We start from the raw sequence: 13573 nt of genomic DNA, 5'->3' as shown, positions 1-13573 counted from the left end.
ATTTGATTTTGCCCTATATTATTTACTTAATATTTCTCGTTATTCAATAATTTTTATACCTTAATGTATTTTCTCTGCAAAAACCAATAGTATTGTGATTATCAAGTCAAGATACAGGCCTGCAATCCGACGTGGGATAAGGATTGTACTGACAGCATTTGTCCTGTCGGCGGTGTCTATGATTGTATTCTTTCGCGATCATGTATTTTTATACACGGCAGGCCTATCCGGGGATGATATATTCATAGTGGTGGCCTATAGCTTGATACTGTTTGGGTATGCCTTGTTCATCTCTGAGCTGTATGGGTATTGGTATCGGGATGGTGGTAAAGGAAATCCCCACCTCTGGTTTTCGGCTTACGTGCTGTTGGCCGTGCTCGTCGTCGTGTCTGCCAATACATTGTTCATCCAGGTGTTGGTGAAAAACGAGGTACCCAATCTCCTGCGGTACCCGCCGTATTGGCAACGGGAGTTCCCTTTTTTCTTGGTTCCGCTTCTCTTGTATACCCTGTTGGTGCATAGGGTTGCCGCCTGCCGTATACTGTTGAGAGGAGGGAGCGTCAGGGATCTAAGGGCGAGTGCACAATGGACGCTGTGGCTGTCTAGCCATGAACCCTCTTTTTTGCTGGCCTATCTTCGCTCGCGGCATGGATCGTCCGCTAGCCAAGGCCGGCCTATACGGCCTATGGATATTGTCGCTATGCTTTATGAGCAGGGCAGTTATTTTCTGCTGCTGTCGGACGGTGAAAAACTGCTGACGGGCCTCACGCCCAAAGACCTTGCAGGATGGTCGATGGGGGGATGGTTCGTCCGGGTGCAGCGGAGCCGCTATCTCAATATGCTGTACTTCGAGCCGGAAGCGGCCCTCAGCAATGAGGTGCGGCTCAACGCGACAGCCAAGAAAGGGCTGAGCGTACAAAATAGGGAACGGATCGAAATCGGAGGAGGAGTGAACCGTAGATGTCAAAAGCATGTACACGTTTTTTGGGAAGCATATAAAGACTGGCCCGTAGAGGGATGGGAAGAGCCCGTGGATTGCTGGCCGGAGCAACAAAAATAGATAAAAAGAAGATTTGCTGTATCAGATGGCCCCGGTCCCGGACATGGACTCGAGGGCCGAACCATAAGTTATAAACCGGTCTGTGCAGGGGCGGCCAGCTTTGCTGTGCCCGTCCGGGATTTCGGTGTAGGGCCACAATCTTTGCTAACCATGGAAAAGATAATGTCCGAAATAGTCGTCATACTCCGCGATATCCGCGACCGTCTGGACCAGGCGCAGTATACAGGTATGTACAATCAGAGGCAACCCTTGCAGTGCCGCAGGAAATGGACGAAACAGGAGGTCATGGACGACCTCAAGATGAGCGAGTCCACCTACAACCGCAATCTCCAGAAAAAACTCCTGGTCCCGATGAGGCTCAGCGGGTTTGATATGTATTTTGAGGAAGACCTTCTTGCGGCACTCGAAGAGAGCAGGAGGAAAGGACGGATATAGTCCCGGAGGGTCTCGCTTCCGCCCGACCGGTTTCTCTCTGTTTTGTATGTATACATGTTGTCGATGTATAGGTACATGTGTACGAAGTATCCGTACATCCTGCATATGTACCTGTACTTCTTTCTCTTGTATATGTACATGTCGCCGGGATACGTGGTGCACGGCTACATGTATGCATACATCTGCTACAAGTATGGTGTCTTGGCGGCTATGTACCTGTACATGGCGCTCATGTATGCGTACATGTACGACGTGTCAGGATTCATGTCGTACATGTATGCGTACTTTGGCAACATGTAGCCTTACATATGCTGTATGTACCCCTACTTGTCTTGCATGTACAGGGGCTCCGTCTGCATGTACAGGTACATAGGATCAATGTATACATACATCAAGCGGCTATCGTATGATTTTGCCCTGTGGTTGCCTTTTTTTTTGTCACATTCTGTCAATTTCTCTCAAATCCTCTCAAAACTTCATTTATGAGATGAACGTGTATTACGTTTGTCCTGTTCGATCTCGCGAGGAGAACAATAAACAGATCAGCGGTATCACTGGCCAACTGATTACTGAAGACTGATCACTGACAACTAAAAGAATGGCAACTAAATTCAAAGCGCTCATCGGCTTTGCACGGATGAAAGACGATGAGCTCGTGGTGCTCGCTAACACGGTTATCAGCGCCATGACGGACAACACAAATTTTGCACAACCATCACCGGCCCTGTCCGACGTACAGGCCCTGCTGGATGATTTTACGGAAAGGCTCTCTGCGGCGCGCAAGCGTGGATCGCCCGAAGAGACAGCATTGAAAGACGAGAGTAGGCAGCCGCTCGAAGCGGAGCTGCAGAAGCTGGCGTACTATGTCAATGCCGTAGCCAATGGCCATCTCTCCACCTTGCTGAGTTCGGGGTTTCCGACCAACGGCGAACGTATTCCGGCATTGGTACCCTTGCGCGTCGGGAACGTCAAGATGACCGACGGTCGCCAATCCGGGCAGGCTCGTCTGGATTTTGCAAAACAGCGTAATGTATTGCTCTATGAGTACCAGTATCGCAAGGTCGGTGACCCCGAGTGGAGCGATCGTATGGCCACGAGTTCTTCCAGGGCCAATATCATCGCCCCGTTAGAAGTCGCGCATCGCTATGAGGCCAGGGTACGGGCAGTCAATACCCAAGGTACGGGCGATTGGAGCGATATCGCCAGCATATTGGTGAGGTAAGAGGAGAATTAACAATACGTAGAGACGCAAAATCTTGCGTCTCTACAAAACAATATCAAAAAACAAATAACCACATGCTGGCGCGAGCGTGTCGCTCGTGTCCCTTTATTCAATACCCACTACTCAATACTAACACCATGACAACACACACCCTCGTCCTCCAACGGAAATACGGAGCGCAGGGAACCAACGGAACGATCACCTACCGAGGTGAGCACATCTGCCACACGATAGAGCTGCCGTGGTACAACAACATTCCCCGTCTGAGCTGTATCCCCGAGGGACGGTACAAACTCGAAAAAAGGATGTACAGCAAGCACGGCGAACAGATCGGTATACCTGCTGTACTGGGCCGGGAAGCCATCCTGATCCACCCTGCCAATGATGCCATGCGTGACCTATTGGGCTGCATTGCCCCGGTCACGACCCTCACGGGCGAAGGCCGAGGTACCGACAGCCGCAAGGCACTGGAAAGGCTAAAAGCCCTTGTCTACAGCCTGTGGGATATGGGAGGGGAAGTGTTCTTGCAGATCAAGGATGAAGGAATAAGGATCAAAGATGGAAGGAAAAAGATTAAGGATCCAGTTTTGGGAGTACCGTCCGTTTGTCTTCTCATAACCTTTGTGAAACGCTATCCCCCTCAAGAGGGGGTAGGGGGAGGAAAGAAGGACACGCGACAGGAGTCGCGCGCTCGGCAGCGATGGGAAAAAGCACGTCATCCCGATCTCGAATCGGGATCTGCTCCCTACAAGGTACTTGCGTACGAATTATGTAAAACCGTAGAGACGCAAAATGTTGCGTCTCTACAAAACAATATCAAAAAACATGTACATGAAAAAAATCATCAACACATTGAGCAAGGCCGTACAGGTGGTACTGGCCGCTCCGGTCAAATTGCCTGCCAAGGTCGTGCAGGTCGTCAAATATGTAGCCGTGGCACTCGGCATCCTCGAATCCGTGATCGGGAAAGAGGAACAGCGGCAACCCCAAATAGGAGAGGAGGATGGCGGTGAGACCGCTGACTAACGTACAGACGGGTACCCTTGGCGGTACCCTCTGCTCGATCTTTGTGAGTATCACGGTGGACGATGTCGTCAAGACGGTGGTTTTAGCCGCTCTCGGAGCCATTGTCAGCTTCGGCGTCAGCAAGCTGCTGCAAGGTAGGTGAGGGTAGCATAAGGGCTATCTATAATACTTCTTTCCAAATTGATACGAGCTCCCGGGGTGCAAGCTTCGGGAGTTTTGTGGTTTGCTACTGGCTTAATTTGTTTACTAGACTAAGCATTTTTATTGTATTTTGTTTACTGCAATAAGCAATTTTTCTTGTTTTTGTTTGTTAGGATAAACAAAATGGAAGACTTAGATAAAACAGATAAGCAGATCAAAGGTCTTGATAAGGCGTATGTTGTAGCAGATGATATCACGCATGGTTTCCATCATAAGATTCCGTTATGGCTCTTTGGCTTTTTGTACTGATATGTCAGTCTGCGTAAGAGTTGTCAACCATATGATTTACAAGTTGATGAGTATCCATTAGCCAGTGGTAGAGTGACCAATCCACCCTCCACCCTCTTACAGCAGAACAACAGTTTTAGATGCCTGCCTGTAGCGATAGGCAGGCATTAGTCCTGCCGCGTGGTATCACAATATTGCAAATACACACAAATTTAGCTAAGTTTAGCCTTGAAACAACAGCACAAAGGATGGTCGCCATACATGCTATATTCGTCACGATACTGTTATTGTGCAGTGTACAGGGCCTGCCTCAGGGGCGGGACACCACTGCGCGCATAGATACGGCAGACAAGATATCGGCTCAAGCCCAAGACCTGTTTGATATCAGGCAGCAGCAGCGGGAGGACTCTATACAGCGGCGCGCGCTGGAGGAACAATTGCTCTCGGTCAAGATGAGCGAGCGCCAGGAAAAACAGAAGCTACTCGCTGAGATCAATGTCCTCAGGAGCCGCGACTCTATCCTGTACGCCAAGCGCAAGCGAACTGTAGACTCACTACGGTCGCTGAACAGTGGTACTCCGGTTGCACCTTTTCGCGATACACTGTTTCGAATATACACCTACGTAGGTAGCTATAGCCCTAGAGAAAGGGCGGCATCTATCGAATCCCGTATCCGGTCACTGGCCGAAAACTACAAATTTGAGCCCGACTCGCTGACACTGTCTCATCAGGAAAACAATTGGGTCGTATTCTGGAATGACCAGATGATCGCCAGTGTGGACGAGCACGAAGCGATGTGGGCCGATGTCTCCACCGAGCAGCTGGCCCGAGACTACTTCACGAAGATAAAAGAAAGCATCGACGGGTATAGAGAGGAGACGAGCCTCAAGAGACTCGCCTCGGGGATCGCCTTTGCCTGCCTCATCATCCTGACGGTCACGCTCATCATCATTGGTATAGGAAAGATGATCGGTTGGATCAAACGTCGGCTGCTTGCCTCGCGCAACAGGATTTTCACCGGATTCAAAATAAAGGGGTATGAACTCGTCTCTCCCAATCAGCAGGTCAAGTTTTTCTGGACCATCCTACACGTGCTACAGTGGATACTCATCCTGACTTCGGTATATCTGGCGCTTCCGGTGCTGCTCAACCTATTTCCCAGTACCGAGGGGTATGCGCCCATCCTGCTAGGCTACTTCATCAAGCCGCTCAAAGACGTCGTCAAGGCCATTTTGGGCTATCTCCCCAACTTGATCACCATCGTCGTGATATGCTTTATCTTCAGGTACCTCCTCAAAGCGCTGCGTTTCTTTGCCACGGAGCTGCACGAAGGTGTGCTGAGCATCCCCGGATTCTACCGCGAATGGGCAATGCCAACCTATCAGATCCTGCGTGTCCTTTTGTTCGCTTTTTTATTGATCGTGATCTTTCCGTATCTGCCGGGATCCGAATCGCCTATATTCAAGGGGGTATCAGTCTTCATCGGCGTGCTCTTTACCTTCGGGTCGGCCGGAGCACTGGGCAATATCGTGGCAGGTTTGGTGCTGACCTATATGCGGCCTTTTTCGGTCGGTGACCGTATCAAGATCGGTGAGGTAACTGGCGATATCATCGAAAAGAGCCTGCTCGTCACACGTATACGCACCACCAAGAATGAGGTGATCTCGATCCCTAATTCGCAGGTCATGAACAGCCATACGATCAACTACAGCATGGATGTCGAAGAAAATCCGCTCATCGTCTATACCCATATCACGATGGCCTACGAGATACCGTGGGCACGGGTGCACGAGCTCGCCCGACAGGCCTGCGACAGGGTGGAGTTCCTGGAGAAACAACCGGAGCCCTTCATCCTGCAGACCAGCCTGGACGACTTCTACGTGACCTATCAGGTCAATGCCTATACGCGCAACCCGCACCGGCAGGCGCTGATCTACTCGGAGCTGCACAAAAATATACTCGACGTATTCCACGAAGCGGGCATCGAGCTCCTGTCCCCCCACTTCCGCGCTGTGCGCGATGGCTCTGCCCTTGACATGCCGAAAACCGATGACAGCGAAAAATAAAAAAGGCGACACAGCTCTCGTATGCGGAGGAGGGATACGGTCGTCAGACTGCAACACGGTATCCAAACCTTGGTATTGCGCTTGCCAGTGAAGCCGTCAAACCATTGATCACTAAAAATAATGTTAATACTTTGATGATGAAGACCTCAGATTATCCGATGAAAAGTAGTTTTGAACGCAGGCTGCATGGGTACGCATCGATGGTGCTATGTATGCTACTCTATACATTATTATCGTTAGGTACGTATGCACAGCCGCCCAACTTGAAGCCTGGCTTTGACGCCAGTGAGTGCGAAGATATTTTTAAACTTAATTTTGCATTCTTGGATACGGTGCGAACGAATGAATTCTTGGGTTTTGTCGATGGTTATACCATTCATTACCGCTCGGCGAGTGTGGGACTGGACAACTCCGCAGACCTTTGGATAAGGCAAGATTCGACGGTAGTGATCATGCTACGTGGCACGACTGCCAATATGGGCTCTATACTCGAAGATTTTTATTGCGCCATGGTGCCTGCCCAGGGTACGATCACGCTCGGGCAAGACAAGACATTCGACTATCAGCTTGCAGACGATCCGCGGGCGGCCGTGCATGCGGGGTTCTTGATAGGCTTTGCGTATCTGGCGCAAGACTTACGGCCACTGATAGATGAACTGTATGCACGTGGGTATCGTGGCTACCTCATCGGAGGACATTCGCAGGGTGGGGCGATATCGTACTATGTCAGCGCCTGGCTGATGCAATTGCGCAAAAAGGGGATATACAGAGACATACACGTAAAAACCTATGCAAGCGCTCCGCCGAAGATGGGGAACATGTATTTTGCGTACGACTACGATAATGCCAATCGCTCCCAATGGAGCTTCAGTATAGTCAACACCGCAGATCCTATCCCCGAAATGCCCTTTACAACCCAGCAGGTCGATATAGACATGAACGAACCGAACCCGATTCTCAATCTGATGCAACGTTTTGACGATCTTCCTCTTTTCAAAAGATTGGTGCTGAAAAGTGCATTCAAAAAAATGAGAAGGAAAGCAAAACAATCTTCGGATGCTTACCAGAAATATTTAGGTCGATATCTAGGGGATATTATACATAGGTCGCTTCCGGAAATGAAGTTGCCACAGGTTGTTCCGACGACTTACTTTGTGCGGCCCGGTGTCCCTATTGTATTATCTGCAAACGCAGCTTATGGAGATTATTTCAAGGATGCTCCAAAATATTTCCATCACGGGGTAGATCCATATAGGTTTTTATTGCGTCAATACTACGGTTCATTGCCGGCTTTTGTACCCATGGCGGAAGAATATAAGTAAGGGTATATACGGGGCCAGGCCATATACGACCACGGCGAAGGATGTGCTAATGTAAGCCGTTGATCAGTCTCCGTATCGAAGCCAGGGCCGCACTGATCTGGTTCTTGACCGTGTGGCGGGAGATATGAAGCTTGTTGGCTATCTCGTTGTAGTTGTAGCCCTCGTCCCGCATCAGATAGATGGTCTTGCGCTGCGGGGGCAATCGGTCGATAGCCTGTTGGAGCTGTGCATGAAACTCTTTTTCTTCAAGGCTATTGTCCTGCTCGACGACGACCTGCTGCATGGATTCCCAGATGGCCTGCTTGAGCCGCGTGTCCGATGAAACTTTGCGCAGGTGGTCCATCACTTTGTTGCGGGTGAGGATAAATAGGAACGATTCGACGGATTTGATCTCATGAAGCTGAGACCGTATCTCCCACAATTTCATGAACACATCGTGCACGATATCTCGGGCGATGTGTTTATCTTTTGTCAGGTGGAGCGCAAGCTTGAAAAGGGACTTTTCGTACGAAAGAAATATATCGTTGAACAGAAGACGCAAGGACTCCTCCGCTGTCCGGCTATCGCCCGAAGTGTGGAAATCCGTATTCGTACGTATGTCAATACCTTTGGCCTTCATGTTTTGTTATCTTATCTTCGCGTCATGGTCTGTTAACACAAAATAAATCTACGCATAATTTTGCATTATCACGCCTTTTTCCAAATTCCTTGCCATGGAATTATTTTTTTCAGGTTTTTCATGCAAATATGACAAATATAAAGAATGTAATTTAAAGTCTATAATATTAGTAGATTATTTGAAGCTGTTCATATAAAATGAAGGAATAAATTATACAATTTTTTAATGCGCCTCTGTCGCCGGCGCATGGCGACTTAGTTATGTGTTCGTGTTTGTTTTCATAGGCACACATGCTTTCGCTTCGCTCAGGTTGGTTTGCTCCAAAGTAAGCAAAGAGCAAGACTTTGCTTAATTTGTTCCAGCCGCCACGTTCCATTCCCGAAGCGCCATACAAGGTCTCCAACACACAAACCTCCGCTCTGGACTGTGTATAGCTTGCATACTGCAAAAATGTAAGGCCGTCAAGACGGGATCTCCACGGGCTTGCTGTCCAAATGAATCAAGGTCGTCCTAAGTTACTGCCGGCTATGCGTTTTAGTGCAAGAAACGTATTGACCTGCAAGTAAAGCAGTTTCATTGTGAATAGCGAACCGTCCATTTCACCAGCATCGGGAAGAATAGCCCTGCAACGGGAGGATTGTGGGAAGGGTTGCCCATAGCTCTGTTCAGTTTTGTCGATGGATTGGTGGGCAAAGGCGCTAGGGAGACAAAACCCAGGGCAGCAGTTGCAGGGCTATTGAGCGTCGGGATTAAGCGACAAGATGCCTTGAAATGGACACAGCACCTTGGTCCTTGGGTGCTTTCCAAGGACTAGGCCCCCGCGGCCAATGAGCGGAACGAAAGTGCCTAAATTATACCTTCAATTATTTCAAAAAAAAATCCCCCACCCCAATAGGACATCCCCTTTCGAGCTTCGTCTTTAGTATAGATGACAAGATGAAAGAAAGAATTAACTATTTACTGCGGCAGTATTTTTACAATAGATCGACCCGTCCGGAGCTGGATGAGCTATTTGCGGTGATCCAATCCGCCAGGTACGACGAGGACCTGGCCGTGTTGATAAAAGAACTGTACGAAGAACTTAAGCGGCAAGACCCTTCTCTGACCTATGTGGATCATAATGGTAAGCTGTTGGATTTTTCGGAGTTTGCGACGGAGAGTGACCGTCGATCCTCTGATCAACCCAGAAAACCATCCGGTCGTACGCTAAAAATATATGTCGGTATGGCTGCTTGTGTAGCCATGTTGCTATTGGGATTTTTCTACGGACAGCAGTCTAAAGAGCATAAACCCGAAGAGCATGTACGGATCATCAATAGTGTGGCGAAGGACGAAAACAAAGTGCTGATCTTGGATGATGGGAGCAAAGTGTGGATCAACTCTTCTTCCAGACTGGAGTATCCGCAGCAATTCAAGAAAGGCCAGCCCCGGGAGGTGACCTTGATAGGCGAAGCCTATTTTGAAGTCGAGCGGGCCGAAGACTGGCCCTTTGTCGTGCATACGGGCGATATACAGACCAAGGTGTTGGGCACCAAGTTCAATATCAAAGCGTATCCGGGGATGAAGGATATATTGGTCACGGTCAAGAGTGGCAAGGTCATGGTAAGCAAGCAGAGCGAAATCCTGGCTACATTGGTCAAGAACCAGGAATTGCGGGTTCCGCTCGTACCGACTGCCATCATACCTGCGATCAAAGGCAAGGAGCTGAAAAATAAAATAGCCGGCAGTTGGACAGAAGGGTACTTGGAATATGAGGACGAATCCATCTCTTCTATCATCGCCGATCTGGAGCGTTTTTATAGGCTCTCCATACAGCTGCAACATACGTCTCTGGGCGACAAGGTCATCACGATGTCCGTACTGAAAGATAGTGATCCCTCCTATGTGCTGGAGATCCTGACGACATTGACGGATACCGATTTCAAGAAAGAAGGAAATAACTATATAATTTTTTAACCTAACAATGTAAAAAACAGCTTATGAAGTAAATCAGACACATAAAAATAAAGAAAGCCACCTCGGCTGGTCCCCGAGATGACTTCAGGATTCAATAAACAGATTACGTTATACTAAATCATTTTCAAAATTATGCATTTAATCCTAAACAAGTGCAATAGGAGATTATTAATGAAAATATCCTCGTTAGCAATATTATTGACATGGTTTGCTACAGTCGTAGCAGCCAGTTCGACGGCCCAGAACCTGGCCGGGATAAAGGCTTCATTGCCTTCAGGTACGATATCCCTAAAGGATGCTTTGAAACAGTTGGAAAAACAGACAAACATCCGGTTCACCTATGTGAGCAGTGATGTCAACAGCTATAAGCAGTCCCGTGTGGATCATCGTAGTGCAAATGTAGCCATGATCTTGGACGATCTATTGGAACATACAAACCTCGAATACCAACAGGTCGGCAAAACCGTGATCATCAAAAAAAGAAGTGCAGCCCAAAGTCATCCGGCAAAGACGGAGACCCTGTCGGTCACGGCACAGCAGCAACGTCGCGGGCGTATCCTCAGCGAGGAAGGCAAGCCGATTGCAGGTGTGACGGTACGGATAAAAGGTACTTCCAAAGTGACTTCGACAGATCAGGAAGGGGTATTTGTGGTCAAAGAAGAAGGTCCGGTGACCTTGACCATTTCGTCTGTAGGCTACCAGACACAGGAGATCGAATATACAAGGGATATGCAAGACATCATCCTCGCCTCGGATTTCGGAAACCTCGATGCGGTGACGGTCATCGCATACGGTACGACGAGCAAGCGCGTCAGTACAGGCTCTACGTCGAGCATCACGAGCGCAGAATTGTCCCGTGCGCCGGTCAACAACGTGTTGGAAGCATTGCAAGGTCAGATCGCCGGTCTGGATATCAATTCCAGTAACGGCTTGCCCGGATCATCCTTCAATGTGCGGTTGCGTGGGATAAACTCTATCGATGCGAGCAGTGCACCTTTGTACATCGTCGATGGGGTACCTTTCTTTTCCGAATCGCTCACTATGTTTACGGGGGACAATGGCAATCACAGCCCTATAGCGGGAATCAATCCAAGCGATATCGAGCGCATCGACGTACTCAAAGATGCCGATGCCACGGCCATCTATGGTTCTCGCGGTGCCAATGGCGTGATCTTGATCACCACCAAGAAAGGTACGGCAGGCAATACGCGTGTGAATTTCAATGCCTATACAGGTGGGGGCAAGGTCACCAATATGGTTGATATGTTGCCTACGGCCGAATACCTGGAGCTAAGAAGAGAGGCTTTTCAAAATTCGGGTGCTACCCCTGACCCGGATCTACCGGACCTGTTCGAATGGGATCAGAACCTGGATCAGAACTGGCAGAAAAAGATGATGGGCGGTACAGCAAAAGTAACCGAAGCGAATGTATCCATAGGCGGGGGGTCGGAGACGACCAATTTTCTGCTGAGCGGTACGCTACGGAACGAAACGACTGTACAACCGGGGGATAATGGCTACAAAAAAGGCTCCGGTATGCTGAGCGTCAACCACAACTCGGCCGATGGCAAATTCTCTGTAGCAGCTACGGCCAATTATACAGGAGACTTCAACAATGGTATGGCGACAGACATCAGCCAATATTATGATCTACCACCCAATATGCCGATCTACAATGCCGACGGATCGCTGTATTGGTATGGCAATCTACAAAACCCCTACGCGCTGTTATTGCGCAAGCAGGAAACGCGCAATAATACCTTATTAACCAGTGGTACAGTACGTTACAGCCCGATCCAAAATCTGAATCTATCGGCTACGATCGGCTACAACAATACGACGCTCAATCAGTTGAGGATGCTTCCGTTGGCTTCCTTCAATCCGACTGCAGGCGCGGTCAGTACATCGCATGTGGGCAACGGATCGTATGCCTCGTATAGTATCGAGCCGCAGGCAAATTATACCCTGCAATTGGGCAAAGGTACACTGGACCTGTTGGCTGGGATGACCTGGCAGCAGGGCGTGAATGATGGCAACTATTTCATAGGGGAAGATTTTACACTGGACGCGCAGCTCAATAATATCGATGCGGCGGTCGAGGTACGCTCTGAAGCTATGCGTTATAGCAAATACAGATACCAGGCAGGCTTTGCGAGGGCAACCTACAATTGGGAAAATAAATATATCGTCAACGGTACGTTCAGAAGGGACGGTTCTTCGCGTTTCGGACCGGATCGTCGGGTAGGCAATTTTGGTTCGGTAGGTGCAGCCTGGGTATTCACCGAAGAGAGCTTTCTTCGAGATAACCCATCTTTCCTGAGTTTCGGTAAATTGCGTGGGAGCTACGGTGTGACCGGAAACGACCAGATCGGTGATTATGGATTTATGGATACATGGAGTTTCAATACCTATGCATACGATGGTGTATCGGGGCTCTATCCGACACGTGTCGCCAATCCGCTCTACAGTTGGGAAACAACACGTAAGCTAGAAATCGGATTGGAATTGGGGTTCTTGAACAATAGGCTGACATTGAATGTGAACCGTTACCTCAATAAGACAGACAACCAGCTTATCACGCGCAAATTATCGCCTCAGACAGGTTTTGAAGGTTATACCGCCAACTTACCCGGTATTGTTCAGAACAGGGGATGGGAATTTGAAGTGCGATCGATCAATGTCAAAAACAATGACTTTGAATGGAATACATCCGCTAACCTGACGGTTTCTACCAGCAAGCTGCTCGCTTATCCGGGATTAGAATCTTTTGAGCCCTATGAAAGGGAGGGTTATGCGGTAGGATATCCCATGGAGAGCGTGTACGGTTATAAGTTTACCGGCGTAGACTCACAGACCGGTATCGCACAGTTTGAAGATGTGAGCGGCGATGGAGAGCTCAATCCCGAACTGGATGATATGTACGTAATGGGGACACGCCTACCAAAGTTTTTTGGTGGTCTGAACAACAGTTTGACGTATAAGAATTTTAACCTTAGCTTCTTGCTTCAGTTTGTCAAACAGGAGGGAGAAATGCTCAACTACGGTTATATGGCATCATCGGCATTGGGGATTATGTCCAACTTTGATGTTTCTGTCCGTGACCGGTGGAAGCAAGCCGATCAGATCACGGATATTCCGAGGTCAGCATCCACTTCGGCAGATGAGGCGTATAGTACTTACAATACGTATTACCGCCATTCGGATGCACTATGGGGAGATGCTTCTTATATCCGGCTGAAAAATGTGATGCTGAGCTATGATTTTACCTCTCTATTGCCTATGCTTAAGACGCAACGTATCAGTCTATATGGGCAAGGTCAGAATCTTCTGACTTTCACCAAGTACGATGGCTTTGATCCTGAAACAAGGGGACGAGTCATGCCACCATTGCGGTATTATACATTGGGTATTCGTTTTACGTATTAAAAAAATTGATTA

Annotated in this window: 13 protein-coding genes; 12 read left to right on the top strand and 1 reads right to left on the bottom strand. The window is 48.7% G+C overall.

The genetic code is table 11. The annotated features are described in order from the left end of the window. The first annotated feature begins 94 nt into the window (after positions 1-94). From G5B00_RS00605 to G5B00_RS00575, 9 genes are all read left to right on the top strand, one after another. A complete protein-coding gene (locus tag G5B00_RS00605) occupies positions 95-1060 on the top strand; it encodes a hypothetical protein (protein WP_163871304.1) in 966 nt (321 codons plus the stop codon). 150 nt (positions 1061-1210) lie between these two features. Then, entirely contained in the window at positions 1211-1495 is a 285-nt protein-coding gene (locus tag G5B00_RS17990; protein ID WP_205966236.1) for a hypothetical protein, read from the top strand. Between the two features lie 63 nt (positions 1496-1558). Further along, positions 1559-1795: a hypothetical protein gene (locus G5B00_RS17985; RefSeq protein WP_205966235.1), complete on the top strand. Its 237-nt coding sequence runs from the start codon at positions 1559-1561 to the stop codon at positions 1793-1795. 298 nt (positions 1796-2093) lie between these two features. Then, the gene (locus tag G5B00_RS00595) at positions 2094-2717 is read left to right on the top strand and encodes a fibronectin type III domain-containing protein (RefSeq protein ID WP_163871302.1); all 624 of its coding nucleotides are present in this window, start codon (positions 2094-2096) and stop codon (positions 2715-2717) included. Between the two features lie 137 nt (positions 2718-2854). After that, positions 2855-3730 (top strand): DUF5675 family protein, encoded by an 876-nt coding sequence (locus tag G5B00_RS17980; RefSeq protein ID WP_205966234.1) that lies wholly within the window; start codon positions 2855-2857, stop codon positions 3728-3730. After that, a complete protein-coding gene (locus G5B00_RS00585) occupies positions 3727-3885 on the top strand; it encodes a hypothetical protein (protein ID WP_163871196.1) in 159 nt (52 codons plus the stop codon). Before G5B00_RS17980 ends, G5B00_RS00585 begins: the two co-directional genes overlap by 4 nt. A 182-nt stretch (positions 3886-4067) precedes the next feature. Further along, complete coding sequence (locus G5B00_RS18240; RefSeq protein WP_255453769.1) at positions 4068-4193, top strand: hypothetical protein; 126 nt, start codon at positions 4068-4070, stop codon at positions 4191-4193. Positions 4194-4420: 227 nt separating this feature from the next. After that, positions 4421-6238 (top strand): mechanosensitive ion channel family protein, encoded by a 1818-nt coding sequence (locus tag G5B00_RS00580; RefSeq protein WP_163871301.1) that lies wholly within the window; start codon positions 4421-4423, stop codon positions 6236-6238. Positions 6239-6372: 134 nt separating this feature from the next. Continuing rightward, complete coding sequence (locus tag G5B00_RS00575) at positions 6373-7560, top strand: lipase family protein (RefSeq protein WP_163871300.1); 1188 nt, start codon at positions 6373-6375, stop codon at positions 7558-7560. Positions 7561-7606: 46 nt separating this feature from the next. On the opposite strand, the gene G5B00_RS00570 is transcribed toward G5B00_RS00575, so the two are convergent. After that, the gene (locus G5B00_RS00570; protein ID WP_163871299.1) at positions 7607-8179 is read right to left on the bottom strand and encodes an RNA polymerase sigma factor; all 573 of its coding nucleotides are present in this window, start codon (positions 8177-8179) and stop codon (positions 7607-7609) included. Between the two features lie 649 nt (positions 8180-8828). Between G5B00_RS00570 and G5B00_RS00565 the strand changes: the two genes are divergently transcribed. The 3 genes from G5B00_RS00565 (at position 8829) to G5B00_RS00555 (ending at position 13561) form a co-directional block, all read left to right on the top strand. Continuing rightward, positions 8829-8993: a hypothetical protein gene (locus tag G5B00_RS00565; protein ID WP_205966233.1), complete on the top strand. Its 165-nt coding sequence runs from the start codon at positions 8829-8831 to the stop codon at positions 8991-8993. A 122-nt stretch (positions 8994-9115) separates the two neighbouring features. After that, positions 9116-10135, top strand: coding sequence for a FecR family protein (locus tag G5B00_RS00560; RefSeq protein WP_163871297.1), 1020 nt, complete (start codon positions 9116-9118; stop codon positions 10133-10135). A 171-nt stretch (positions 10136-10306) separates the two neighbouring features. Next, the gene (locus G5B00_RS00555; protein WP_240894338.1) at positions 10307-13561 is read left to right on the top strand and encodes a SusC/RagA family TonB-linked outer membrane protein; all 3255 of its coding nucleotides are present in this window, start codon (positions 10307-10309) and stop codon (positions 13559-13561) included. The last annotated feature ends 12 nt before the right edge of the window (positions 13562-13573 follow it).

Source organism: Parapedobacter sp. SGR-10, from assembly GCF_011030405.1.
GTDB lineage: Bacteria > Bacteroidota > Bacteroidia > Sphingobacteriales > Sphingobacteriaceae > Sphingobacterium.
The sequence above is the reverse complement of the archived record's forward strand: the minus strand, read 5'-3'. Positions and strand labels throughout refer to the sequence as shown.

Bases quoted from the DNA above. Each gene is read 5' to 3' on its own strand.
- G5B00_RS17990 (WP_205966236.1), top strand. From the start codon at position 1,211: ATGGAAAAGATAATGTCCGAAATAGTCGTCATACTCCGCGATATCCGC.
- G5B00_RS17985 (WP_205966235.1), top strand. From the start codon at position 1,559: ATGTATAGGTACATGTGTACGAAGTATCCGTACATCCTGCATATGTAC.
- G5B00_RS00595 (WP_163871302.1), top strand. From the start codon at position 2,094: ATGGCAACTAAATTCAAAGCGCTCATCGGCTTTGCACGGATGAAAGAC.
- G5B00_RS17980 (WP_205966234.1), top strand. From the start codon at position 2,855: ATGACAACACACACCCTCGTCCTCCAACGGAAATACGGAGCGCAGGGA.
- G5B00_RS18240 (WP_255453769.1), top strand. From the start codon at position 4,068: ATGGAAGACTTAGATAAAACAGATAAGCAGATCAAAGGTCTTGATAAG.
- G5B00_RS00580 (WP_163871301.1), top strand. From the start codon at position 4,421: ATGGTCGCCATACATGCTATATTCGTCACGATACTGTTATTGTGCAGT.
- G5B00_RS00575 (WP_163871300.1), top strand. From the start codon at position 6,373: ATGATGAAGACCTCAGATTATCCGATGAAAAGTAGTTTTGAACGCAGG.
- G5B00_RS00570 (WP_163871299.1), bottom strand. From the start codon at position 8,179: ATGAAGGCCAAAGGTATTGACATACGTACGAATACGGATTTCCACACT.
- G5B00_RS00560 (WP_163871297.1), top strand. From the start codon at position 9,116: ATGAAAGAAAGAATTAACTATTTACTGCGGCAGTATTTTTACAATAGA.
- G5B00_RS00555 (WP_240894338.1), top strand. From the start codon at position 10,307: ATGAAAATATCCTCGTTAGCAATATTATTGACATGGTTTGCTACAGTC.